This window comes from Pseudomonas sp. ATCC PTA-122608 (genome assembly GCF_001952855.1).
GTDB lineage: Bacteria > Pseudomonadota > Gammaproteobacteria > Pseudomonadales > Pseudomonadaceae > Aquipseudomonas.
Genome location: NZ_LPNO01000046.1, coordinates 14,253 through 36,580 on the forward strand (window position 1 = coordinate 14,253; position 22,328 = coordinate 36,580).

A 22,328-nucleotide genomic window follows, 5' to 3' on the forward strand; every position below is an offset into this window, starting at 1 on the left:
CCGGCATTTCTCATTCTGTACAGGGCGGAACTCCTTCCGGACGCCGCCCTTTTTTGTGCAAGAGCATTATGCAAAGCAGCAGCAACCTGTTCCCCGTCGCCTTGATCAGCGCTGAGCGTCGTGGCGACCTGAGTGAAGATGTGTACCGGCTGAAACCTGGCAACAGCCCCGACGGCACCGTCGAGCTGGCCGTGACCCGCCTGGGCCTGGCTGATGTCCCGGAAAACCGGGGCGTGCCGGTGGTTTTGTTGCACGGCAGTTTCTCCAACCGCCGCTTCTGGTATTCGCCCAAGGGTATTGGTTTGGGTGCCTACCTGGCGCGCGAGGGGTTCGATGTCTGGATTCCGGAAATGCGCGGCCATGGGCTGTCCCGACGTAACCACGATTACGCCAAAAACCGCGTCGCCGACTATGCTCGCTACGACTTGCCGGCCATTGCCGCCTTTGTGCGTGAGCAAAGCGGGCAGATTCCCCACTGGGTCGGGCATTCCCTGGGCGGCACAACCTTGGCTGCGGCCCTGGGTGGGCAGCACCTGGGCGCGCCTGCGGTGGCCTCGGTGGCGCTGTTTGGCTGCCAGGTCAGCCGCACCCATTGGCCGTTGAAGCTGCCACCGGTGGAATGGACCGGTCGCCTGCTCTTGAAGCGTTTTGGCGAGTTGTCTGGCTCCCGGCTGAAACGCGGCCCAGAGGACGAGCCAGCCGGCGTGTTGATTGAAGCCATGCGCTGGAATGGTCTGTTCGGCCGCTTTGGCGAAGGAAAGCAGGATTGGTGGAAAGGCCTGGCAGGTGTCGACGTGCCGCTACTGGCGGTGAGCGCTGCCGGCGATCACCAGGACCCGGACTGGGCCTGTCGCAAGCTCTTCGAACAGGTCGGCTCCGAGCATCGCCAGTACCTGTGCCTGGGGCGCCAGCAAGGGTTCAGCGGGGATTTCGGGCATGTCGAGATGCTCGTCAGCAAGGCTGCCCAGGCTGAAGTGTGGCCGTTGGTAAGGCGTTGGTTGAAAGATCCGCTTACACCTTTGGCGGCAGCGGAGGCACGGGAGCTTGTAGCAGTTTGAGCGGGAGGCTCTATCAAGGGCGTTTCGCTTGTTTGCCGTAGCGGATAAGATATGACGCGTTGGGTGGTTCTGGTCATATTCAGTCGCGCAGTAGGTCTTGCGTTGCTGTCCGATGGGCCCGACTATCCGACCCGGATTAAAGAACCTTCATGGCAAAGCGTTTCCAGATGTAAGTAAACAGTGGGATGTTCGACACCTTCTTTCACCTACAGGAGTTTCTCGATGAACCATTACCTTACCCCCGACCTGTGTGACGCCTACCCGGAGCTGGTGCAGGTGGTTGAGCCGATGTTCAGCAATTTCGGCGGCCGAGACTCCTTTGGTGGCGAGATCGTGACCATCAAGTGCTTTGAAGACAATTCCCTGGTCAAGGAACAAGCCGAACTCAACGGCGCCGGCAAGGTGCTGGTGGTTGATGGTGGTGGTTCCCTGCGCCGCGCGTTGCTGGGCGACATGATCGCCGAGAAAGCCGCGAAAAACGGCTGGGAAGGGCTGGTGATCTACGGCTGCATCCGCGATGTGGACGTGATCGCCCAAACCGACCTCGGCGTGCAGGCCCTGGCCAGTCACCCGATGAAGACTGACAAACGCGGTATTGGCGATTTGAACGTGGCGGTGACATTCGCCGGCGTGACCTTCCGCCCGGGCGAGTACGTGTATGCCGACAATAACGGTGTGATCGTCTCCCCCAGCCCGCTGAAAATGCCTGAATAAATAGCCGTAGCCGACAGGGGTGAGGATGTTCGAGGAAGAAAACGCGCAGTGGGGGCTGGTGCATGCCCTGGTGCTGGACGGTAAAGGTGGCGCGCGTTCGATTGCCCGGACAGAGCTTGATGAGCTGCAACTGCAGCCTCAGGAAAGCCTGTGGCTGCATTGGGACCGTAGTCACCCCCAGACCCAGACCTGGTTGCGCAAATCCAGCGGTTTGAGCGAGTTCGCCTGTGACCTGCTGCTGGAGGAGAACACCCGCCCACGCCTGTTGCCACTGCCGGACGCTGAACTGTTGCTGTTTTTACGCGGGGTCAACCTCAATCCCGGCGCCGAACCGGAAGACATGGTCTCGGTGCGGATCTTTGCCTCGGCAGCGCGAGTGATTTCCCTGCGTTTGCGCCCGTTGCGCGCCACCGACGAGTTGCTGGTGCAACTGGCGGACGGCAAGGGGCCGAAGACTTCCTCGGAACTGGTCCTGTATATGGCGCAGTACCTGACCAACAAGGTCCAGGATCTGGTCAGCGATCTGTCCGAAATTGTCGATATCGAAGAAGAAAAACTGGATGCCGACGAACGGTATACTCCGGAGCATGGCAGCGTTTTGCAGATCCGTCGGCGCGCCGCCGGGCTGAAGCGTTTCCTGTCGCCGCAGCGGGATATTTTCGCGCAGTTGACCCGGATCAAATTGCCCTGGTTCTGTGACGACGATGCTGACTACTGGAACGAATTGAACAACAGCCTGACCCGTTACCTCGAGGAGCTGGAATTGTCCCGGGAGCGCGTGGGGCTTGTGCTGGAGACCGAAGACCGGCGTTTGAGCCTGCGCATGAACCGCACCATGTACCGCTTCGGGATCATCACCGGGATCTTCCTTCCGATGAGTTTTCTGACCGGTTTGCTGGGGATCAATGTGGGCGGAATTCCGTTCTCTTCCAGCCCTTACGGATTCCTGATTGCCTGCCTGATGATGGTATCGGTGGCGGTCGGGCAGTGGTGGTTGTTTCGACGTTTACGTTGGGTTTGAGCTGAATGTGACCTGAACGTGGAAAGAGGTCATGTGACCCGAAGAATTTTACCCTCGTCTTTTAAATCACTTGCGAGAGGTTTTTTATGCACGATCCGTTCGAACAGTCTTTGCGTGACATGCTGAATGCCTCGCCGTCCAACCGGGACGACGATGCTTGCCTGGGTCGCGTTTTGAAAACCGCCAACCGCCAGGTCGGGGCGGGGGATCTGTTCGGTCTGCTCGGCCGCTGGTTGCCGGCATTGATGATGGCGTTGAACAATGGTTCGGCCCACGTTTCACCGGTTTCCCGTCGTAAACCTCTTGCTCGCACTGCTGATAAGGCTGAATGAATATGGAACTCGATCTCTGGACCCAGAGTCTGGTAACTGCAATGACTGCACTGTGGACCAAGGTGGCGAATTTCATTCCCAACCTGTTTGGTGCATTGGTGGTGGTACTGCTGGGGTTTGTCGTGGCCAAGCTGCTCGACACCCTGCTTTCCAAATTGCTGGCTAAACTGGGTCTTGATCGATTGATGGGTGGTACCGGCCTGACCAAGATTTTGGGGCGTGCCGGGTTGCAGGTACCGATCTCGACATTGATCGGCAAGATCGTTTATTGGTTTGTTTTGCTGATTTTTCTGGTTTCTGCGGCTGAATCACTTGGACTTGAACGAGTTTCAGCTACGCTCGACATGTTGGCGCTATATTTGCCGAAGGTATTCGGTGGCGCGCTGGTACTGCTGGTAGGGGTTTTGCTGGCGCAACTGGCCAATGGCCTGGTGCGCGGGGCGGCTGAAGGCGTCGGGCTGGATTACGCCAGCGGCCTGGGGCGAATAGCCCAGGGCCTGGTGATTATCATCAGTATTTCGGTCGCGATCAGCCAGTTGGAGGTCAAGACTGACCTGCTGAACCACGTGATTGTGATTGTTTTGATTACCGTTGGTCTGGCCGTTGCGCTGGCCATGGGGTTGGGAAGCCGGGAAATTGCCGGGCAGATTCTTGCGGGAATCTATGTGCGTGAGCTATATCAGGTTGGGCAACAAGTGCGTGTGGGCGAGGTCGAAGGGCAGATCGAGGAGATCGGCACGGTCAAGACGACAGTGCTGACTGACGACGGCGAACTGGTGTCGCTTTCGAACCGGATCTTGCTGGAACAGCATGTGACTAGCCGCTAACCCGGCGAATCCTGCTAATGTACGCCGCCGCGAACCTGGGTATCCAGACTCTGGCGGACATTGACCTGACTGTCGGCACGACTTGTTTTGAATAAAGCCCAAACGCTGTCCACGCGCTATGACCCCCGTGAGCTCTCTGATGAGGAGTTGGTCGCGCGCTCGCACACGGAGCTGTTTCACGTAACACGCGCGTACGAAGAATTGATGCGCAGGTATCAACGCACTCTGTTCAACGTTTGTTCAAGGTATTTAGGGAACGATAGAGATGCGGATGATGTCTGTCAGGAAGTGATGCTCAAGGTGCTCTACGGCCTGAAGAACTTCGAGGGCAAATCGAAGTTCAAGACATGGCTCTACAGCATCACGTACAACGAGTGCATCACGCAGTATCGGAAGGAACGGCGAAAGCGTCGCTTGATGGATGCTTTGAGTCTGGACCCACTTGAGGAAGCGTCTGAAGAAAAGGCGCCAACCCCGGAAGAGAAGGGCGGACTCGATCGCTGGCTGGTGTATGTGAATCCGATTGACCGGGAAATTCTGGTGCTACGATTTGTCGCAGAGCTGGAGTTTCAGGAGATCGCTGACATCATGCATATGGGTTTGAGTGCTACAAAAATGCGTTACAAACGCGCTCTTGATAAATTACGTGAGAAATTTGCGGTCAGCACTGAAACTTAGTGCGTGGCAAATATCTCTTACGTGTAGGCAAGTTCTGTTAGACTTGTCGCCGAGTTGTCCCCCGGTATGTGGGACTGCTTTACAATCACCAGATGGGGATTTAACGGATGAAACTGAAAAACACCTTGGGCTTGGCCATTGGTACTCTTATTGCTGCCACTTCAGTCGGCGCTCTGGCACAAGGCCAAGGCGCAGTTGAAGGCCAGCTGTTCTACAAAAAGCAGTTCAACGATAGCGTTAAGCATATCGAAGACGGCTTCAACCCTGGCGCCAGCATCGGTTACTTCCTGACCGACGACGTGTCGATCAACCTGAACTACGACACTACCAACCACACCCGTTCGAACGACGGTACTGGTAGCCAGAAGATCAAAGGTGATACCGGCAGCGTTACTGCCCAGTACCACTTCGGTCAAGCTGGTGTCGACTCCCTGCGTCCATACGTAGAGGGCGGTTTCGGCCACCAGAGCCGTACCAACGTTGAAGCTGATGGTCACAAAGGTCGCGATCAATCGACCCTGGCTATCGCTGGCGCTGGCGTGAAGTACTACTTCACCGACAACCTGTTCGCACGTGCTGGCGTTGAAGCTGACTACGCTATCGACAACGGCAAGTGGGACTACTCGGCACTGGTTGGTCTGGGCGTAAACTTCGGCGGCAACGCTGGCAAAACTGCTCCAGCTCCTACCCCAGCACCAGCTCCAGAGCCAGTTCCAGAGCCAGAAGCTCCGGTTGCTCAGGTTGTTCGTGTTGAGCTGGACGTGAAGTTCGACTTCGACAAGTCGGTTGTTAAGCCTAACAGCTACGGCGACGTGAAAAACCTCGCTGACTTCATGAAACAGTACCCACAAACCACCACCGTTGTTGAAGGTCACACTGACTCCGTCGGTCCTGACGCTTACAACCAGAAGCTGTCCCAGCGTCGTGCTGACGCTGTTAAGCAAGTCCTGGTCAAAGACGGTATTGCTCCTAACCGTGTAAGCTCGGTTGGTTATGGCAAATCCCGCCCAGTTGCTGACAACGCAACTGAAGCTGGCCGTGCTATCAACCGTCGCGTAGAAGCCTCGGTAGAAGCACAAGCAGCTCAGTAATTACTGAGTTGTAGAAAAAAGCCCGGCTTAGGCCGGGCTTTTTTTCGCCTGCAATTTGTCTCACGCAGTAGCGCTGGCCAGGGCCTCAACCGCTTGCGTTGCCTGGATTACCCGGCCAATCACCAGGATTGCCGGGCTCTTCAGGGCGAAATCCTGTGCATCGTCCTGCATCCGGGAAAGGCTGCTGCGACACTCACGTTGCTGTGGCAATGAAGCGTTTTCAATCATCGCCACCGGCATGTCGTCGCTCATTCCACCTTCCAGCAACTGTTGGCGAATCTCCCCCAACTTGGCCACACCCATGTAAATCACCAGCGTCGTACCACTCTCGGCCAGTGCTCGCCAATTGAGGCTACTGTCGTCCTGAGTGTGAGCCGTGACCAGCGTGACGCCCCGGCTGATACCGCGCAGTGTCAGCGGAATATCACAGTTCGTTGCACCGGCCAGCCCCGCCGTAATGCCATTGACCAACTCCACCTCCACCCCTTGCTGCCTGAGCCATGCCGCCTCTTCGCCGCCGCGACCAAAAATGCACGGATCGCCGCCCTTGAGCCGCACCACGCATTTGCCTTGCCGGGCATAGCGCAACATCAGGCGATGAATAAATGCCTGTGGTGTGGAACGGCAACCGCCGCGTTTACCCACGGTGATCAGCCGTGCAGTGGGGCAATGCTCCAGCAGCGCCGGGTTGACCAGATCATCGATCAGCACCACATCGGCTTCCCGCAGGGCTCTCACCGCCTTGAGTGTCAGCAGCTCCGGATCGCCGGGACCTGCGCCCACCAGCCAGACTTTTGCGCTCATATGCTTTCCTCACACCGTGATCGCGATTGGCTGCGTGCCGTTCGCCAATAGCCGTTTGATTTCCGGCACACAGGAGCCGCATTGCGTACCGCAACCCAACTCCTGCTTCAGCCCATTCAGGTCCAGGCCCCGGGCAATGCCGGCGCAGACCGCGTTTTCGCTGACGTTCCTGCAGTTGCACAACGTCTTGTTGCGGGTCGAACCGCCCCCCGGTGGCGCACTCAATGGCGCCAGCAGCCAGCGTCGCAACTGTTCATCGGTGCGACCTTCCAACCACAGGCTTTGCAACCAGTGGCGAGCCAGGGTTTCGCCGGCCAGGCGGATCGCGGTGATACGGCCCTTTTCAATTTTTACCCGCTTACCAATGGAGCGCCGCGGGTCGTCGTAGGCCATGACCGGACCGTCATTGAGGCCCAGCAACTGGTCAATCTGCTTGAGCAGGTCAAGCGCAGGCGCCTCGTGATGCGCCGCACGAATCAGCAGGGCGGGCCGCTCGCGCCCGGTCAGGCTCAGGCTGACGTAGGCAAAGCCCTCACACAGCGGTCGCAACGCTTCGAAGTGTTGCTGCACATCGCCCTCAATCAGCGCAAACAAGTGCCAGGGCAGTTGCACCGCCTCCAGGCGCACGCCGCTGTGTTTGAGTTCCGGCTGTTTGGACAGCGGATCGAACGCCGGCTGGGTGAGCGCATTGACGCCACCTTTAAGAAACCGGTCGCCCCAATGCATCGGCAGGAAAGCCTGGCCGGGACGCACGCTGTCATCGCTGTTGACCGCCACGATCACGCTGGCGCGCCGACTTTTCAGGCTGATCAGGTCACCTTCCTTCAAACGATGTCGGCGCAGTTCATCCGGGTGCAGGCTGAGCAACGCTTCACTGACATGCCCGAACAGCTGCGCAGCAGTACCCGTGCGGCTCATGCCATGCCATTGGTCCCGCAGGCGCCCGGTGATCAGGGTCAGTGGGAAACGCGCATCACGCTGCTCCTTGGCGGCGCGATAAGGGTCGGCGACAAAGTGCGCACGGCCAGTCTCAGTAGGGAAAATCCCGTCGGTATACAGACGCGGTGTTCCGCCCACGGCATCGGCCGGGAATGGCCATTGCTGTGGGCCGATCCGGTCCAGCAGGGCGTGACTGATACCCGAGAGGTCCAAGTCGCGCCCACGGGTCAGCAATTTGTATTCTTCAAAGATCTGCGCGGGTTGCTCAAAGGCAAAAAGACCCGGTTTTCCGGGACGAAGACGCCGCTCCAGGCGCTGGGCAAAATCCACGGTGATGGCCCAGTCCGGCCGCGCTTCCCCTGGTGGGTCGATGGCCGGCCGGACGTGGGAAATGCGCCGTTCAGAGTTGGTGACTGTGCCTTCTTTCTCGCCCCAGCTCGCCGCCGGCAACAACAGGTCGGCGAAACGTGCGGTCTCGGTTGTACGAAAGGCTTCCTGTAGCACCACGAACGGACACGCCTCCAGGGCCTGGCGCACGCTGTTTTGGTCAGGCAGTGATTGGGCCGGGTTGGTACAGGCGATCCACACGGCCTTGATCTTGCCAGTCTGCATCTGTTCAAACAGTTCGATGGCCGTGAGCCCGGTGCTGGCGGGGAGTTGTTCTACACCCCAATACGCGGCCACTTCTGCCCGATGTTCAGGATTGGCAGCCTCACGATGGCCTGGCAACAGATTCGACAAGCTTCCTGTTTCCCGTCCACCCATGGCATTCGGCTGACCCGTCAGGGAGAAAGGTCCACAGCCCGGACGGCCGATGGTGCCGGTCGCCAGATGCAGGTTAATCAGCGCGCTGTTCTTTGCGCTGCCTGCTGTGGACTGGTTCAGCCCCATGCACCACAACGACAGGAAGCTCGCCGAGGTGCCGACCCATTCTGCGCACAGGCGCAGTTGCTCGATACTGATCCCGCACAGCTGCGTAACCATCTGCGGCGTGTAGTCGTGAACCAGGCGTTTGAGCTCCATCAGCCCGTCGGTATGGGCCTGGATAAAATCGCGGTCGATCCAGTCTTCCCACAACAACAAGTGCAAGATCCCATGGAACAACGCGACATCCGTACCCGGCAGGATCGCCAGGTGCAGGTCCGCCAGGTCGCAGGTGTCGGTGCGCCGGGGATCAATCACCACCACCTTCATCTGTGGCCGACGGGCCTTGGCTTCCTCCAGGCGACGGAACAACACCGGATGCGCGTAGGCCATGTTACTGCCGACGATCATCACGCAGTCGCTCGACTCCAGGTCCTCATAACTGCAGGGCGGCGCGTCGGCCCCCAGGCTGCGCTTGTAGCCGACCACCGCCGAAGACATGCACAGCCGCGAGTTGCTGTCGATATTGTTGGTGCCCACCAGCGCCCGCGCCAGCTTGTTGAAGCTGTAGTAATCCTCGGTCAGCAACTGCCCGGAGATATAAAACGCCACGCGGTCCGGCCCGTGTTCGGCGATGGTCTCGGCGAACACATTGGCCGCGTGTTCCAGGGCGGTGTCCCAGTCAGTGCGGGTGCGGCCCAGGCCTTTGCCCAGCCGCAGTTCCGGGTACAACGCACGGGCAGCAAGATCGCCAGTAAGATGCAGGCTTGCACCCTTGCTGCACAGCTTGCCGAAGTTGGCCGGATGGCTCGGGTCGCCACTGACGCCGAGGATCTGCGAGCCATCATGCTCGATCAGCACGCCGCAACCGACCCCGCAGTAGCAGCAGGTGGACGCGGTGGTCTGGCGGTTCATCAACCGGCGTCCCGCAGGGCCAGCATCACCCGGCCGTTTTCCACACGGGCCGGGTGGTGATGGGCGCAGCCGACGTCCGGTGCCTGGGCTTCACCGGACTCCAGGTCGATCTGCCAGTTATGCAGCGGGCAGGCCACGCGCTTGCCGTAGATCAAGCCTTGGGACAGTGGACCTCCCTTGTGCGGGCAGCGGTCGTCGAGGGCGAAAACTTCGTCGTCACTGGTACGAAAAATCGCGATGTCACCTTTGGGCCCGGTGATGATGCGCGAGCCCAGGGCGTTGATTTCTTCAAGGGCGCAGATATCCAGCCAGTTCATGCCGGCACCTCCAGCAGTTTGACGGGGAGGGTGTCGAACTCCTTTTTCAGCAGTGGCTGTTCCAGGCGTTCTTTCCACGGGTCCTGTTCGAACGACAGGGAGAATTGCAGGCGGTCATTGAGCGCCTGGCGCCGCGCCGGGTCTTCCAGGACGGCCTTCTTGATGTGCTCCATGCCCACCCGTTGCAGGTAGTGCACGGTGCGCTCCAGGTAGAAGGCTTCTTCCCGGTAGAGCTGTAGGAAAGCGCCGTTGTATTCGCGCACTTCTTCGGCGGTTTTCAGCTTGACGAAGAACTCGGCAACTTCAGTCTTGATCCCGCCGTTACCGCCGATGTACATCTCCCAGCCGGAATCGACGCCGATAATTCCCACGTCCTTGATCCCCGCTTCCGAGCAGTTGCGCGGGCAGCCGGACACTGCCAGCTTGACCTTGTGGGGCGACCACATATTGAACAGGTCATGTTCCAGCTCAATCCCCAGCTGTGTGGAATTCTGCGTACCAAAGCGGCAGAACTCGCTGCCAACGCAGGTCTTCACGGTGCGGATGGATTTACCGTAGGCATGGCCGGACGGCATGTCGAGATCCTTCCATACACCGGGCAAGTCCTGCTTCTTGATGCCCAGCAAGTCGATACGCTGCCCGCCGGTGACCTTGACCATCGGCACGTTGTACTTGTCGGCCACATCGGCGATGCGCCGCAGTTCCGATGGATTGGTCACACCGCCCCACATCCTCGGGACTACCGAGTAGGTACCGTCTTTCTGGATATTGGCGTGGGCCCGTTCGTTGATCAGGCGCGATTGCGGATCGTCTTTCGCCTCGCCGGGCCAGGTGGAAATCAGGTAATAGTTGAGTGCCGGGCGGCAGGTGGCGCAGCCGTTCGGGGTGCGCCAGTTCAGGTAGCTCATGGTGCCGGCGATCGTCAGCAGGTGCTGGTCGCGGATGGCCTGGCGGATTTGGCCATGGTTGAGGTCGCTGCAGCCGCAGATGGCTTTTTCGCTTTTCGGTTTGACGTCCGCTGCGCCGCCCACGGTGTTGATCAGGATCTGTTCCACCAAACCGGCGCAGGAGCCGCAGGAGCTGGCGGCCTTGGTGTGTTTTTTCACGTCGTCGACGCTGAACAGCCCGTGTTCCTGAATCGCCTTGACGATGGTGCCCTTGCACACGCCGTTGCAGCCGCAGACTTCAGCACTGTCGGCCATGCTCATGGCCTTGTCCTGGCCTTGGTGGCCTACATCGCCGATGGCGTTTTCGCCGAACATCAGGTGATCACGGATCTCGCCAATGGCATGGTTCTCACGGATCTGCCGGAAATACCAACCGCCGTCAGCCGTATCGCCGTACAGGCAGGCGCCGACGAGGATGTCGTCCTTGATCACCAGCTTCTTGTAGACGCCGCCAATCGGGTCGGAAAGGGTGATGGTTTCGGTGCCTTCGCCACCCATGAAATCCCCGGCGGAGAACAGGTCGATGCCAGTGACTTTCAATTTGGTGGAGGTCACCGACCCCTGATAACGCGCGAAACCCAACTGGGCGAGGTGGTTGGCGCAGACCTTTGCCTGTTCGAACAGCGGTGCGACCAGGCCATAGGCGATCCCGCGATGGCTGGCGCATTCGCCGATGGCATAGATGCGCGGGTCGTAGGTTTGCAGGGTGTCGTTGACCAGAATCCCACGGTTGCACGGGATGCCGGATTTTTCCGCGAGCTCGGTGTTGGGGCGGATACCGGCAGCCATCACCACCAGGTCGGCGGGGATCACATCGCCATTCTTGAACTGCACCGAGCCGACGCGGCCGTTGCCGGCGTCATGCAGCGCTTGGGTTTGTTCCTGCAGGCGGAACACCAGGCCGCGGCTTTCCAGTTCGGTTTGCAGCAGTTGGCCGCTGGTCTTGTCCAGTTGCCGCTCCAACAGCCACTCGCCGATATGCACCACAGTCACGTGCATGCCGCGCAGCATCAGGCCGTTGGCGGCCTCCAGGCCCAGCAGCCCGCCGCCGATCACCACGGCGTGCTTGTGGGTCTTGGCGGTGTCGATCATGGCCTGGGTGTCTGCGATGTCGCGGTAGCCGATTACACCCTGCAACGTATTGCCGGGGATCGGCAGGATAAACGGCGTGGAGCCGGTGGCGATCAGGAGGCGATCGTACTCGGCCTCGCTGCCGTCTTCGGCGATGACTTTGCGTTTGACCCGGTCGATTTGCACCACTTTGCGGTTGAGCAGCAACTTGATGTTGTTATCGAGGTACCAGCTCAAATCGTTAAGCACGATCTCTTCGAAGGTCTGCTCACCGGCCAGCACCGGCGACAGCAGGATGCGGTTGTAATTGGTGTGGGGCTCGGCGCCGAAGACGGTGATGTCGTACAGGTCGCTGCTCAGCTTGAGCAATTCTTCAAGGGTGCGAACCCCGGCCATGCCGTTGCCGATCATCACCAGTTTGAGTTTCTTCATGTCGTTCTCCGCAGTGGCTCGACAAATCGTGCGCAACAAAAAAAGGCGTCCCCGCTAGATAAGTAGCGAGGACGCCTTTGTCCTGGTCCCGTTCTCTCGGGAAGCTCGACCTTCGACGTTGAAGGTGCGGCTATATGTGTGTTGATGGAAAAGCTAATGCAGTGGTTGTGCCAAGTGGCGGTTTGGCCGGATTTGTTCGGTCTGGCGCCGATGTGTCGGGGGATTTCGCCTCTTAGTGGTGCAACAGCCAGTACAACAGCACCAGATTGATCAGCAGCGACAGCACCGCCAATGTTTGCCAGACCTTGAGCGGTTCGCGCTCCAGCAGTGGTTTTGGTCGCGTGCTCAACTCGCGGCGGTCTGCCTGCTCTAGCACCAGCAACCATTCCTCGGCGGTTTCATAACGTTGCTCGGGTTGCGCGGCGACGGCGCGCTCCAGGCTTTGTTGCAGCCAGTCGGGGAGGTCGGGGCGGTAGCGGCTGGCGCTGACAGGCGCGGTGAACCGGGGGCGCTGGAAAGCTTCGATTTCGCCGTAGGGATAATGCCCGGTGAGCAGGTAATACAAGGTCACGCCGACGCTATACAAATCCTGTTGCGGAGTAGGGCGTTCGCCGTTGAAGGCTTCCGGGGCGATAAAACTCGGCGTGCCAGGCAGCAGGTGCGCGCGATCCTCGGAAAGCCCGGGGCAGTAGGCCAGGCCGAAATCCAGCACGCGCAATTCGTTATCGTCGCCCAGCAGCAGGTTTTCCGGCTTGATGTCGCGGTGCAGGATCTGCCGGCGGTGCAGCAACCCGACCGCGCGCAACAGGCGTTCGGCCAGGGACTGCCACTGCGCCAGGGGCAGTGGGCCCTGGTGCTTGAACAGTTCGGCCAGGGTTTGCCCGGCATATTCACGCATCACGTAGTACAAATGCTGACGACCGTTGGCGGGATGGACTTCAGGAAACGCGCGGCCGGCGACGCGGCGCAGGAACCATTCCTCCGACAGCAATGCCTGAGCGGCGAACACGTCATCGTCATGGCTGACCGGCAAGGTTTTCAGCAGCCAGGCCTGTTGCTGGGCATCGCGCACCCGGTAGAGCAAGGATTGGCGGCTTTGCCCCAGCAGCGTTTCCACCTGCCAGCCTTCGAAACGCTGGCCGGCTTTCAAGGGCGGCGGCAGCGGCCATTGCTGCAACTGCACCAGTGCATCACCCAGGGTGGCAGCGCCGAGCTGGTCGACACGCACCAGCAGGGCGCTGGCATTGTCCTGACTGCCCGCCAGGTGCGCAGCGCTGACCAAGGTGTTTACCGCGAGGTTCAGGTCCGACTGTTCCCGCAGGATTGCGCTGATGCGGGTGTCATCCAGGGTCGCCCACACACCGTCGCTGAGCAGCAGAAAACACTCACCGGCCCGCAACTCGCCGTCGAGGAAATCCAGTACCAGATGTTGATCCAGGCCCATGGCGCGCTTGAGCACATGCTGCATGCCCGGTTGCTCCCACACGTGCTCTTGGCTCAGGCGCTGCAACTCGCCATCGAGCCAGCGATACACCCGGCAATCACCCACGTGGGCCAGGGTGAAACGCTGGCCGCGAAACACCAGAGCGCTCAGGGTCGTCAGCAACGGCTGGCCGCCGCCGTTGGCTTGCAGCCAGCGATTCTGTGCCACCAGCAAGCGTTCCAGGGCCTGGGCCACGCCCCAGGTTTGCGGCGTGGCGTAGTAGTCCAGGGCCAGGGCTTGCAAGGTCGAACGAGCAGCCAGTCCGCCATCGGCGCATTGGCTGACGCCATCGGCGATGGCGCACAGGTAGCCTTTGCTCGCGGCCAGCTCCGGGGCTGGCGTGACCAGGCGCAAGGCGTCCTGGTTTTCCTGCCGAGGGCCGGTGGCGCTGGCTTGGGCGAAGCTCAGTTGCAGGCTCATCAGACCCGCGCAGCCGTCACCGCTGCCGAGCCCCAGGTGGTTCTCCAACGACGCTTGACGCCGTACAGGCCGAACCATGCCAGCACGCCTAGGCTGGCGAACAACCACAGTGCCAGTTGATAGCTGCCGGTGCTTTGCTTGATCGCGCCCATGCCCGCTGCCAGGGCGAAACCGCCGATGCCGCCGGCCATGCCGATCAGGCCGGTCATGACGCCGATCTCCCGATGAAAACGCTGGGGCACCAGTTGGAACACTGCGCCGTTTCCTGCACCCAAACCGAGCATGGTGCAGACGAAAAGCGCCAGGGCGGCGTAGGAACTTGGCAGGTTAAACCCCACCGCCGTGATGCAGATCGCGGCCACGCCGTACATGCCGAGCAGGGTCCGAATCCCGCCAAAACGATCGGCCAGGGCGCCGCCCAAAGGCCGCATCAGGCTGCCGCCGAACACACAGGCAGCGGTGTAGTAACCGGCGGTCACCGGGCTCAAGCCGTATTGGTCATTGAAGTAGCCGGGCAGGGCGCTGGCCAATCCGATAAAACCGCCGAAGGTCACGCTGTAGAAGAACATGAACCACCAGCTATCGCGGTCGCCCAGTGCCTTGAAGTAGTCGGCCATGGACTTGGCTTTGGGCCGTTGCGGGGCATTGCGGGCGAGCCAGGCGAAGACGATCAGGGTCAGGATCAGCGGGATCAGCGCAAAGCCGAACACATTGCTCCAGCCAAATGCGGCGGCCAGTACGGGTGCCAGCAAGGCCGCAAATACTGTCCCGGAGTTGCCGGCGCCGGCGATACCCATGGCCTTGCCCTGATGCTCGGCGGGGTACCACTGGGACGCCAGGGGCAGGGCGACGGCGAACGAGGCACCGGCCATGCCGAGGAACATCCCCAGCAGCAAGGCTTGTTCGTAGCTGTGAATCCCGAGTTTCCAGGCGCCGAAGAGGGCGCAGATGACGATCACCTGGCCAATCAGGCCGGCGGTCTTGGGCGAGAGTTTGTCGGCGAGCATGCCCATCAGGAAGCGCAGCACTGCGCCGGCGAGGATCGGGGTGGCGACCACCAGGCCGCGTTGTTGGGTGGTGAGGTGCAGGTCGGCGGCGATTTGCACCGCCAGGGGGCCTAACAGGTACCAGACCATGAAACTCAGGTCGAAATACAGGAACGCGGCGAACAGGGTTGGGGTGTGGCCGGATTTCCAGAAGCTTGATTTCATCACGCACCTCAGCGGTAAAGGGGTCTTATGAGAAGGCCTGGTGATGGAACGGCTGTGGCCGCCCCACCGGCCCCGGGCTATGGGGCCAAAACGAAAAAACGCCGCCACCGGGTTCGCGAGGGCAAACCGGGTGTGCGACGTCTTTGTCGTGGAGGGGGCAACCGCCGTTGGCTACCTGTGGGGATTCTTTAGCAAGAGGTGGGCCAACAGGGGGTAGGTGGTTTTTTTGATTGTGTGTATATCCGTTATTTAGGTAACGGCGGCTTATGGTTCCGCTCTTACAGCGGGTCACTTTTGGCAAACGCCCGGAATGCCGGCCCAGCCAAAAGTAACCAAAAGGTCTTTGCCCCACCACTCGGTGCCTCGCCCAGGCTCGGCATGCCCGCACTCCGGCCCGGTTCCGCGGGCCGCCGCGACGGGCCATCCATGGCCCGGCGCGGCTAAATCGGCTTCCCTGCCGATTTACCCGCTCCACCGTGCCTGCTTGCGGCCATCGTGGTTGACGGGGCGCCTAAGATCAAAATCAAAAGCAGATCAAAAGCAGAGCACAGCGGCCTACCGGCCGGCTTGAGTGTGAGAAGCAGAGGCAAGATCCAGAGCGAAAGCAGGGCTGCTTTCCTGTAGGAGCGAGCTTGCTCGCGAAAAACCAGAGGGCGCCGCGTTCATCCAGGATGCCAGCGTCATCGTTAACGACCTTCGCGAGCAAGCCCGCTCCCACATTTGGACCGTGCCCGCTTTAGCTTCTGATTTGGCTGTTGCTTCACCACACTCAAGCCGGCCGGTAGGCCGCTGTGCTGTTGATCTGCTTGTGATCTTGATCTTAGGCGCCCCGTTAAACCACGCTGGCCGAACGTAGGCAGTACGGAGCGGGTAAACCGGCAGGACGCCGGTTTAGCCGCGACGGGGCAGGGACGCCCCGTCGCGGCGGCCCGCTTCGTGCTGCCGGAGCTGAGGGCACACCGAGCCTAGGCGAGGTGCCGAGTGGTGGGGCAAGAGCGTTTTGCTTACTTTTGCGCTCTTCAAAAGTGAGCCGCTGTAAGAGCGGAACCAATACCAGCCATCACCCAAAAAACGGATATACACACAACAAGAAGCCCTCACCCCAACAACTCACTCATCGCAATAATCTGCTCCGCCACCTGAATCAGCTTCTGCTGCCGACTCATCGCCTGACGCCGCATCAGCGTGTAGGCCTCGTCCTCATTACACCCCTTCATTTTCATCAACAGCCCCTTGGCCGTTTCGATCCGCTTGCGTTCGGCCAACTGCTGATCCCGCGCCTGCAACTGCGCGCGCAGCGACTGGTCACTCTCGAACCGCGCCATCGCCACATCCAGAATCGGCTGCAACCGCTGCGCCTGAATCCCCTCGACAATGTAGGCACTCACCCCGGACTTGATCGCCTGACGCATCACCCCCGGATCATGCTCATCGGTAAACATCACAATCGGCCGCGGCTGGTCGCGACTGACCAGCACCACCTGCTCCATCACATCCCGCCCCGGCGACTCGGTATCGATCAAAATCACATCCGGGCGCACCGCCTCAACCCGCGCCGGCAGGTCAATCGTCAACCCCGACTCATCGATCACTTCAAACCCGGCCTCGGTCAACGCGGCCTTGAGCCGCCCAACCTTGCGCGGCGTGTCGTTGATCAACAGGATTCGCAACATAAGATCCTCCTGTCAGCGCAAGGCCTGGCGACTGGAAACGTCGGCCATGGCGTGCAGGCGAAAGCTGCGGGCATACCCGGCCGGGTCCGAACCGTCCCAGACCTTGCCGTCGATCAACTGGCTGCTGCGCATGGCCTCGCCTCCGGCGGGCACACCCACGGCGCTGGCCGCCTGGCGATAGATATCCAGTTGCTGCACGCGGCGGGCAGTGCCGAGGTAGTCCGGGTCTTCCCGCAGCAGGCCCCAGCGGCGGAACTGGGTCATGAACCACATGCCATCGGACAGGTACGGCAAGTTGACTTCGCCATGGCCAAAAAAGCGCAGCGCATGGAGATCCTGCCAGTGGTTGCCGAGGCCGTCGTCATAGTTGCCCAGCAGCCGCGGTTCGATGCAGTCCAGCGGCGCGTCGAGGTATTGCGGGGCGCTCAGCAGTTGCGCGGTAGAGCGCCGGTTCTCAATACTTTCCTCGATAAAACGGCTGGCTTGCAGAATCGCCATCACCAGTACCCGGGCGGTGTTGGGGTATTGCTCGACAAACGCCTGGGTGCAGCCGAGGACTTTTTCCGGATGATCCGGCCAGATCGCCTGGGTAGTCGCCAGGGTGAAGCCTTGATTTTGCTTCACCGCACTGGCGCACCAGGGTTCGCCAACGCAAAAACCATCGATGCGCCCGGCTTGCAGGTGCGCAACCATTTGTGGCGGTGGCACCACCACACTGTCCACATCCTGCAACGGATGGATGCCCTGGCTCGCCAGCCAGTAATACAGCCACATGGCGTGAGTGCCTGTGGGAAAGGTCTGGGCGAAGGTGAGTTTTGTTCGGCTTTGGTGCACGCGACGATCCAGTGCCTCAGGACTGGTCACCCCCTGCTGCTGCAGGCCACGGGACAGGTTGATGCTCTGGCCGTTCTGGTTCAGGCCCATCAGCACGGCCATGTCGGTGGGCGCCACGCCGCCGATGCCCAGGTGCACGGCGTAGATCAGGCCGTACAGGCTGTGGGCGGCGTCCAGTTCGCCGCTGACCAGGTTGTCCCGCAGGCTCGCCCATGACGACTGACGCTTGAGATTCAACGTCAGGCCATAGGGCTGCGCGAAGCCCTGGGTGGCGGCGACCACCACCGAGGCGCAATCGCTCAGGGCCATGAATCCCAGGTTGAGACTGCTCTTTTCCGGGGCATCGCTGCCGTTGACCCAAGCCAGGGGATCACTCATCAATACGTACCTTTCATAAAAAACGCCGTTCCGTCGGGCCACTCACAGGAGAAGCCCGGGGTAACGACGTCTGTGTCCTTGAGCCCGTTCCGCCGTTGGCGCGGGCTGCGATAGACAAGGCAAAGCAAGGCACATGCCACGACGTGCGCAGGATGGGCGTGGCGTCAGCTTTCCATCAGGATTGAAATTGACGTGCCTCGCAGTATGGCCGCTCTTTCAGCCCGGGCCATGCAGGCATGTTCATCAACCCTCACCGTTTTTCGACGCTGCTTTTCTGCCTGATGCTGTTGGGCAGTCCCTGCGCGTTTGGGGCGTCGTACCAGGCCCGCGATGAAAGCCTGCACACCTTTTTTACCGCGCTGTCGTTGCCACTGGGGCAGCCGATCGTTGTCAGTCAAGCGGCGGCGCGCAAGCATATCAGCGGAGCGTTCGATTTCGATTCGGCGCAACCGCTGCTGGAGTCGGTCGCCCGGCAGCAAGGCCTGATCTGGTACAGCGACGGCCAGGTGCTTTACCTCTATGACGCCGACGAGGCGAAAAGCTCAGTGGTGACCTTGCGGCACATTTCGGTCGATATCCTGCGCGGGTTCATGCGCCGCTCGGGGCTCGACGAGGCGCGCTACCCGCTGCGGGCGAGTGGGGCGCGGATGTTCTACGTATCCGGGCCGCCGAACTATGTCGACCATGTGTTGCGCCTGGCGCAACTGATGGACCGCCAGCGTGCGGAGTTGCGCACGGGGTCGCAGCGGATCGGGGTGGTGCAGGTACTCAACACCCACGTTGCAGACCGAGAGTACGACATGGGCGACAAAACCGTCACGGTACCGGGCATGGCCTCGATGATCGAAAAACTGCTGGCCGTCGGGCAGAAGCCTGACTCCCCGGGGCAACCCGGATTACTGGACGACAGGGATATTTCGGTGCTGGCGTACCCGGACACCAACAGCTTGTTGATCAAGGGCAAGCCTGAGCAGGTGAGCTTTATCGAAAGCCTGGTGGCGGAACTGGATGTGCCGAAACGTGCGGTGGAGGTCTCGTTGTGGCTGGTGGATGTGGATCGTGATGAGCTCAAGAAGCTGGGTGCGGCCATGCACGAGGGGGCCGGCGAGCCTTCCGCAACCCGGGTCATGGCGCCCGTCGATGACGACACCTTCATGAAGCGGATCTCGGCACTGGAGCCGCGTCGGCGCGCAAAGGTCACGGCGCTGCCGGTGATTCTTACCCAGGAGAATGTGCCGGCGGTGTTCAACGATAACCAGACGTTCTATCTGCCCCGGCCAGGTGAGGACAGCGATGAGTGGCAACCGGTGGTCTATGGCACACAGTTGAGTGTGTTGCCGCGCTTCGCCGAGGCGGGTGAAATCGAGATGCTGCTCACCGTTGAGGATGGCCGCCAGATGGGCAAGGCTGGCAGTCGCGACAAGCGCTCGGCGGCGGTGGAGCGTGTGGGGATCAGCAGCGTCGTGCGTGTGGCACCGGGCAGACGGCTGCTGGTGGGGGATTTTCAGCGCGATACCGGAGCGGCCTTGTCCGGACGTTATTACGGGCCTATGGCCAACAGTGTGCGTCTGTTTGTCATTCAGGCGACATCGGTCAGGGACGCCGTGCATGCCCGGGCGGAGCCTGGGCAGGCGCCGCCGCTGACACCCTCCCAGCACGAGCGGGTGAAACGTGCATTTACCCGCGTGATTGAGGGATAAACCGTCGTTGTCCTGTGCGGGGTGGTGTCGAAAAATCCTACGCAGCCTGTCTGGAAAAAAACAGTGCCTGCGGGCTTTATCCTCTCCTATATCGCCGGTGAGCTTTTTATAGTCGCGACTTTCCGGGAAAACCATTGTTGGAAATAAGGGTGAGTTGGGTGCAGAGGACTGAATGGCCGTGTTGAATGATGGGGTGCTGGCTGCCCCGATGGTCTTTGATCGCTGGACATTGCATGGCGACGGCAGGCTGACCGATGAAGACTCGGATATTCAACTACCGCCCAAGGAAGGGCAGGTGCTGCGCGTGCTGCTGGCGTCGGCCGGTGTGTTGGTGACCAAGGATCACTTGCTGGAACAGGCATGGCCTCATAACGAGGCCACCGAAGAGTCTCTGACCCGTTGCATCTGTTCGCTGCGTAAAATCTTGAAGGACGGCAGGGGCCTGATCAAGACGGTGTACGGCAAAGGGTACCGAGTGACCTGTGCGGTCACGGTGACGAGCCATGTCTGTTCCACCTGCGGTCGAGGTCAGGCATGAGAAGCGCCTGGCGCAATAGCGTGCTACTGCTCGCGCTCTGCTTGAGCAATGAAGCCAGGGCCTATTGCTGGGCAGAGGCCGCCAGCGTGCACGGCATCGAACCGGAGTTGTTGCAGGCCATCGCTGCGGTGGAATCGGGCTATCGCGCCGAGGCCATGAATTACGCCAACAACAACGGCACCCGTGATATCGGGTTGATGCAGATCAACAGCATTCACCTGCCACGCCTGCTCAAGTTGGGCATTACCGAACAACGCCTGCTGGATGAGCCTTGTCTGTCGGTGGAAGTCGGCGCGTCGATCCTTGCCGACTTTATCAAACAGTTCGGCTACAACTGGACGGCCATCGGTTCCTACAATGTGGGCGGAGGCCCCGGGCCTCAGCGCGAGGCTCTGCGTCTTCGCTATGCGCAAAAAATCTGGGTTCGCTACGAGGAACTGATGGCGTACCGCAACTGACGTTTGGACGGCACGCCTCGCATGCAGCCCTTCACCCCGGCTATAATCGCCGCCACCTTTCGCCGCCATCCGAGTCAATCCCGCCCATGTATACCCTGGCCCGCCAGCTGTTGTTCAAACTCTCTCCGGAAACCTCCCACGATCTGTCCCTGGATTTGATCGGTGCCGGTGGCCGCCTGGGGCTCAATGGTCTGGTGTGCAAGGCCCCGGCGAAAATGCCGGTGTCGGTGATGGGGCTCGATTTCCCCAACCCGGTGGGCCTGGCTGCCGGCCTGGACAAGAACGGCGCGGCCATCGACGGTTTTGCGCAGTTGGGTTTTGGCTTTGTCGAAATCGGCACCGTGACCCCACGACCGCAGCCGGGCAACCCGAAGCCGCGAATCTTCCGCCTGCCGGAAGCCGAGGCGATCATCAATCGCATGGGCTTCAACAACCTGGGTGTGGATAACTTGCTGTCACGGGTTCAGGCGTCGAAGTACAAGGGCATCCTGGGGATCAACATCGGCAAGAACTTCGACACGCCGGTGGAGCGTGCGGTGGATGACTACCTGATTTGCCTGGACAAGGTCTACGCCCACGCCAGCTACGTCACAGTCAACGTCAGCTCGCCGAACACCCCGGGCCTGCGCAGCCTGCAATTTGGCGACTCCCTCAAGCAATTGCTCGAAGCCTTGCGCCAGCGTCAGGAAGATCTGGCTGTGCGTCACGGCAGGCGTGTGCCGTTGGCGATCAAGATTGCCCCGGACATGAGCGATGAAGAGACCGTACTGGTGGCCCAGGCCCTGGTGGACTCGGGAATGGATGCGGTGATTGCTACCAACACCACCCTGAGCCGCGTCGGTGTCGAAGGCCTGGCTTTTGGTGACGAGGCGGGTGGCCTGTCCGGTGCGCCGGTGCGCGACCAGAGCACCCACATCGTCAAGGTGCTGGCAGCAGAGTTGGCAGGGCGTTTGCCGATCATTGCGGTGGGCGGCATCACCGAGGGCAAGCACGCGGCCGAGAAGATCGCCGCTGGCGCCAGCCTGGTGCAGTTGTATTCCGGTTTTATCTACAAGGGCCCGGCATTGATTCGCCAGTCGGTGGATGCGATCGCGGCGTTGCCAAAAGGTTAATCGAGGCCCATTAAAAAGGGCTCCTCGAAGGAGCCCCTGGGCCGAAGCCCGCCGCCCGGATGGGGCGTGCGTGGTTAAGTGGTTGCGTATTCGTGCTGGTGTCGGAATTAAATGCCCTTGATTAGCCGACGGCGTGAAGTTCGTTGAGTCTGTGGATTCCCGCAGTGCCAGTCATACCGTCCCAGTTGTCGCCACGTCCTTCTCGCCAGCCGTTGATCCAGGCTTGGCGTACCGACGGTAGAGTAAATGGGCAAAGCTCACGGGATTTGCCATGAACGCCATATTGATATCCGCGTAAAAATGCTCTTTCCAACGGATCACGCTTAAGTCTTCTCATAGGGTGTTTCCCTCACTTGTTGACTGTCTTGATATCCTTCGGCCCCGTCCGAGGCCGGGCAGAGTTTTTCTGCCGTTGGTGCGCTCGCTGCCGGCGTGGCGAGCACTGTGTCGGCGTCGTTACGGCGCCAACCTGTGTTGAGTTCTAACCAATAGGTCACATGGATTCAATGAT

The 22,328-nt window shown here is 60.5% G+C and carries 20 protein-coding genes; 11 read left to right on the forward strand and 9 right to left on the reverse strand.

All coding sequences use genetic code 11. From position 1 onward, the window contains the following. The first annotated feature begins 68 nt into the window (after positions 1–68). The 7 genes from AU074_RS26000 (at position 69) to AU074_RS26030 (ending at position 5,721) form a co-directional block, all read left to right on the forward strand. Complete coding sequence (locus AU074_RS26000; protein ID WP_076017172.1) at positions 69–1,058, forward strand: alpha/beta fold hydrolase; 990 nt, start codon at positions 69–71, stop codon at positions 1,056–1,058. 222 nt (positions 1,059–1,280) lie between these two features. Continuing rightward, the gene (gene rraA / locus AU074_RS26005) at positions 1,281–1,772 is read left to right on the forward strand and encodes a ribonuclease E activity regulator RraA (protein ID WP_003215007.1); all 492 of its coding nucleotides are present in this window, start codon (positions 1,281–1,283) and stop codon (positions 1,770–1,772) included. Between the two features lie 25 nt (positions 1,773–1,797). After that, positions 1,798–2,793 carry a zinc transporter ZntB gene (locus AU074_RS26010; protein ID WP_076017173.1) on the forward strand — a complete coding sequence of 332 codons (996 nt, stop codon included), beginning with the start codon at positions 1,798–1,800 and terminating at the stop codon, positions 2,791–2,793. An 86-nt stretch (positions 2,794–2,879) separates the two neighbouring features. After that, on the forward strand, positions 2,880–3,125 hold the full coding sequence (locus AU074_RS26015; protein WP_003215011.1) for a hypothetical protein: 246 nt from the start codon (positions 2,880–2,882) through the stop codon (positions 3,123–3,125). A gap of 2 nt (positions 3,126–3,127) precedes the next feature. Beyond that, entirely contained in the window at positions 3,128–3,952 is an 825-nt protein-coding gene (locus AU074_RS26020; protein ID WP_008432650.1) for a mechanosensitive ion channel domain-containing protein, read from the forward strand. An 87-nt stretch (positions 3,953–4,039) separates the two neighbouring features. Next, complete coding sequence (sigX, locus tag AU074_RS26025) at positions 4,040–4,630, forward strand: RNA polymerase sigma factor SigX (protein ID WP_076017174.1); 591 nt, start codon at positions 4,040–4,042, stop codon at positions 4,628–4,630. Between the two features lie 107 nt (positions 4,631–4,737). After that, positions 4,738–5,721, forward strand: a complete 984-nt coding sequence (locus tag AU074_RS26030) for an OmpA family protein (protein WP_076017175.1) — start codon at positions 4,738–4,740, stop codon at positions 5,719–5,721. 60 nt (positions 5,722–5,781) lie between these two features. Here the strand turns inward: AU074_RS26030 and cobA are convergent, their stop codons facing one another. The 8 genes from cobA to AU074_RS26070 all read right to left on the reverse strand — a co-directional run bounded on the left by cobA (position 5,782) and on the right by AU074_RS26070 (position 18,009). Then, positions 5,782–6,525, reverse strand: a complete 744-nt coding sequence (cobA, locus tag AU074_RS26035; RefSeq protein WP_076017176.1) for a uroporphyrinogen-III C-methyltransferase — start codon at positions 6,523–6,525, stop codon at positions 5,782–5,784. 9 nt (positions 6,526–6,534) lie between these two features. Next, entirely contained in the window at positions 6,535–9,243 is a 2,709-nt protein-coding gene (locus AU074_RS26040) for a nitrate reductase (RefSeq protein ID WP_076017177.1), read from the reverse strand. Further along, positions 9,243–9,560 carry a nitrite reductase small subunit NirD gene (gene nirD / locus AU074_RS26045; RefSeq protein ID WP_063032355.1) on the reverse strand — a complete coding sequence of 106 codons (318 nt, stop codon included), beginning with the start codon at positions 9,558–9,560 and terminating at the stop codon, positions 9,243–9,245. Before nirD ends, AU074_RS26040 begins: the two co-directional genes overlap by 1 nt. Next, entirely contained in the window at positions 9,557–12,010 is a 2,454-nt protein-coding gene (gene nirB, locus AU074_RS26050; RefSeq protein WP_076017178.1) for a nitrite reductase large subunit NirB, read from the reverse strand. Before nirB ends, nirD begins: the two co-directional genes overlap by 4 nt. Before the next feature lie 232 nt (positions 12,011–12,242). Next, positions 12,243–13,913 carry a bifunctional protein-serine/threonine kinase/phosphatase gene (locus AU074_RS26055; protein ID WP_076017414.1) on the reverse strand — a complete coding sequence of 557 codons (1,671 nt, stop codon included), beginning with the start codon at positions 13,911–13,913 and terminating at the stop codon, positions 12,243–12,245. Further along, positions 13,913–15,124 carry a NarK/NasA family nitrate transporter gene (locus tag AU074_RS26060; RefSeq protein WP_076017179.1) on the reverse strand — a complete coding sequence of 404 codons (1,212 nt, stop codon included), beginning with the start codon at positions 15,122–15,124 and terminating at the stop codon, positions 13,913–13,915. Before AU074_RS26060 ends, AU074_RS26055 begins: the two co-directional genes overlap by 1 nt. 1,097 nt (positions 15,125–16,221) lie before the next feature. Beyond that, positions 16,222–16,797, reverse strand: coding sequence for an ANTAR domain-containing response regulator (locus AU074_RS26065; protein WP_076017180.1), 576 nt, complete (start codon positions 16,795–16,797; stop codon positions 16,222–16,224). A gap of 12 nt (positions 16,798–16,809) precedes the next feature. Beyond that, positions 16,810–18,009, reverse strand: a complete 1,200-nt coding sequence (locus tag AU074_RS26070) for a CmpA/NrtA family ABC transporter substrate-binding protein (protein WP_076017181.1) — start codon at positions 18,007–18,009, stop codon at positions 16,810–16,812. 236 nt (positions 18,010–18,245) lie between these two features. Here AU074_RS26070 and sctC point away from each other — a divergent pair, with 236 nt between their 5' ends. The 4 genes from sctC to AU074_RS26090 all read left to right on the forward strand — a co-directional run bounded on the left by sctC (position 18,246) and on the right by AU074_RS26090 (position 21,817). Continuing rightward, positions 18,246–19,709: a type III secretion system outer membrane ring subunit SctC gene (gene sctC / locus AU074_RS26075; RefSeq protein ID WP_076017182.1), complete on the forward strand. Its 1,464-nt coding sequence runs from the start codon at positions 18,246–18,248 to the stop codon at positions 19,707–19,709. A 172-nt stretch (positions 19,710–19,881) separates the two neighbouring features. Continuing rightward, complete coding sequence (locus AU074_RS26080) at positions 19,882–20,247, forward strand: winged helix-turn-helix domain-containing protein (RefSeq protein ID WP_076017183.1); 366 nt, start codon at positions 19,882–19,884, stop codon at positions 20,245–20,247. After that, the gene (locus AU074_RS26085; protein WP_076017184.1) at positions 20,244–20,705 is read left to right on the forward strand and encodes a transglycosylase SLT domain-containing protein; all 462 of its coding nucleotides are present in this window, start codon (positions 20,244–20,246) and stop codon (positions 20,703–20,705) included. Before AU074_RS26080 ends, AU074_RS26085 begins: the two co-directional genes overlap by 4 nt. Before the next feature lie 86 nt (positions 20,706–20,791). Then, positions 20,792–21,817 carry a quinone-dependent dihydroorotate dehydrogenase gene (locus AU074_RS26090; RefSeq protein ID WP_076017185.1) on the forward strand — a complete coding sequence of 342 codons (1,026 nt, stop codon included), beginning with the start codon at positions 20,792–20,794 and terminating at the stop codon, positions 21,815–21,817. A 121-nt stretch (positions 21,818–21,938) separates the two neighbouring features. On the opposite strand, the gene rmf is transcribed toward AU074_RS26090, so the two are convergent. Then, positions 21,939–22,154 (reverse strand): ribosome modulation factor, encoded by a 216-nt coding sequence (rmf, locus tag AU074_RS26095; protein WP_002553055.1) that lies wholly within the window; start codon positions 22,152–22,154, stop codon positions 21,939–21,941. Between the last annotated feature and the right edge of the window lie 174 nt (positions 22,155–22,328).

Bases quoted from the DNA above. Each gene is read 5' to 3' on its own strand.
- AU074_RS26015 (WP_003215011.1), top strand. From the start codon at position 2,880: ATGCACGATCCGTTCGAACAGTCTTTGCGTGACATGCTGAATGCCTCG.
- AU074_RS26000 (WP_076017172.1), top strand. From the start codon at position 69: ATGCAAAGCAGCAGCAACCTGTTCCCCGTCGCCTTGATCAGCGCTGAG.
- sctC (WP_076017182.1), top strand. From the start codon at position 18,246: ATGTTCATCAACCCTCACCGTTTTTCGACGCTGCTTTTCTGCCTGATG.
- nirB (WP_076017178.1), bottom strand. From the start codon at position 12,010: ATGAAGAAACTCAAACTGGTGATGATCGGCAACGGCATGGCCGGGGTT.
- AU074_RS26060 (WP_076017179.1), bottom strand. From the start codon at position 15,124: ATGAAATCAAGCTTCTGGAAATCCGGCCACACCCCAACCCTGTTCGCC.
- cobA (WP_076017176.1), bottom strand. From the start codon at position 6,525: ATGAGCGCAAAAGTCTGGCTGGTGGGCGCAGGTCCCGGCGATCCGGAG.
- AU074_RS26080 (WP_076017183.1), top strand. From the start codon at position 19,882: ATGGCCGTGTTGAATGATGGGGTGCTGGCTGCCCCGATGGTCTTTGAT.
- AU074_RS26055 (WP_076017414.1), bottom strand. From the start codon at position 13,913: ATGAGCCTGCAACTGAGCTTCGCCCAAGCCAGCGCCACCGGCCCTCGG.
- nirD (WP_063032355.1), bottom strand. From the start codon at position 9,560: ATGAACTGGCTGGATATCTGCGCCCTTGAAGAAATCAACGCCCTGGGC.
- AU074_RS26040 (WP_076017177.1), bottom strand. From the start codon at position 9,243: ATGAACCGCCAGACCACCGCGTCCACCTGCTGCTACTGCGGGGTCGGT.
- AU074_RS26020 (WP_008432650.1), top strand. From the start codon at position 3,128: ATGGAACTCGATCTCTGGACCCAGAGTCTGGTAACTGCAATGACTGCA.
- AU074_RS26090 (WP_076017185.1), top strand. From the start codon at position 20,792: ATGTATACCCTGGCCCGCCAGCTGTTGTTCAAACTCTCTCCGGAAACC.
- rmf (WP_002553055.1), bottom strand. From the start codon at position 22,154: ATGAGAAGACTTAAGCGTGATCCGTTGGAAAGAGCATTTTTACGCGGA.
- rraA (WP_003215007.1), top strand. From the start codon at position 1,281: ATGAACCATTACCTTACCCCCGACCTGTGTGACGCCTACCCGGAGCTG.
- AU074_RS26070 (WP_076017181.1), bottom strand. From the start codon at position 18,009: ATGAGTGATCCCCTGGCTTGGGTCAACGGCAGCGATGCCCCGGAAAAG.
- AU074_RS26030 (WP_076017175.1), top strand. From the start codon at position 4,738: ATGAAACTGAAAAACACCTTGGGCTTGGCCATTGGTACTCTTATTGCT.
- AU074_RS26010 (WP_076017173.1), top strand. From the start codon at position 1,798: ATGTTCGAGGAAGAAAACGCGCAGTGGGGGCTGGTGCATGCCCTGGTG.
- AU074_RS26065 (WP_076017180.1), bottom strand. From the start codon at position 16,797: ATGTTGCGAATCCTGTTGATCAACGACACGCCGCGCAAGGTTGGGCGG.
- AU074_RS26085 (WP_076017184.1), top strand. From the start codon at position 20,244: ATGAGAAGCGCCTGGCGCAATAGCGTGCTACTGCTCGCGCTCTGCTTG.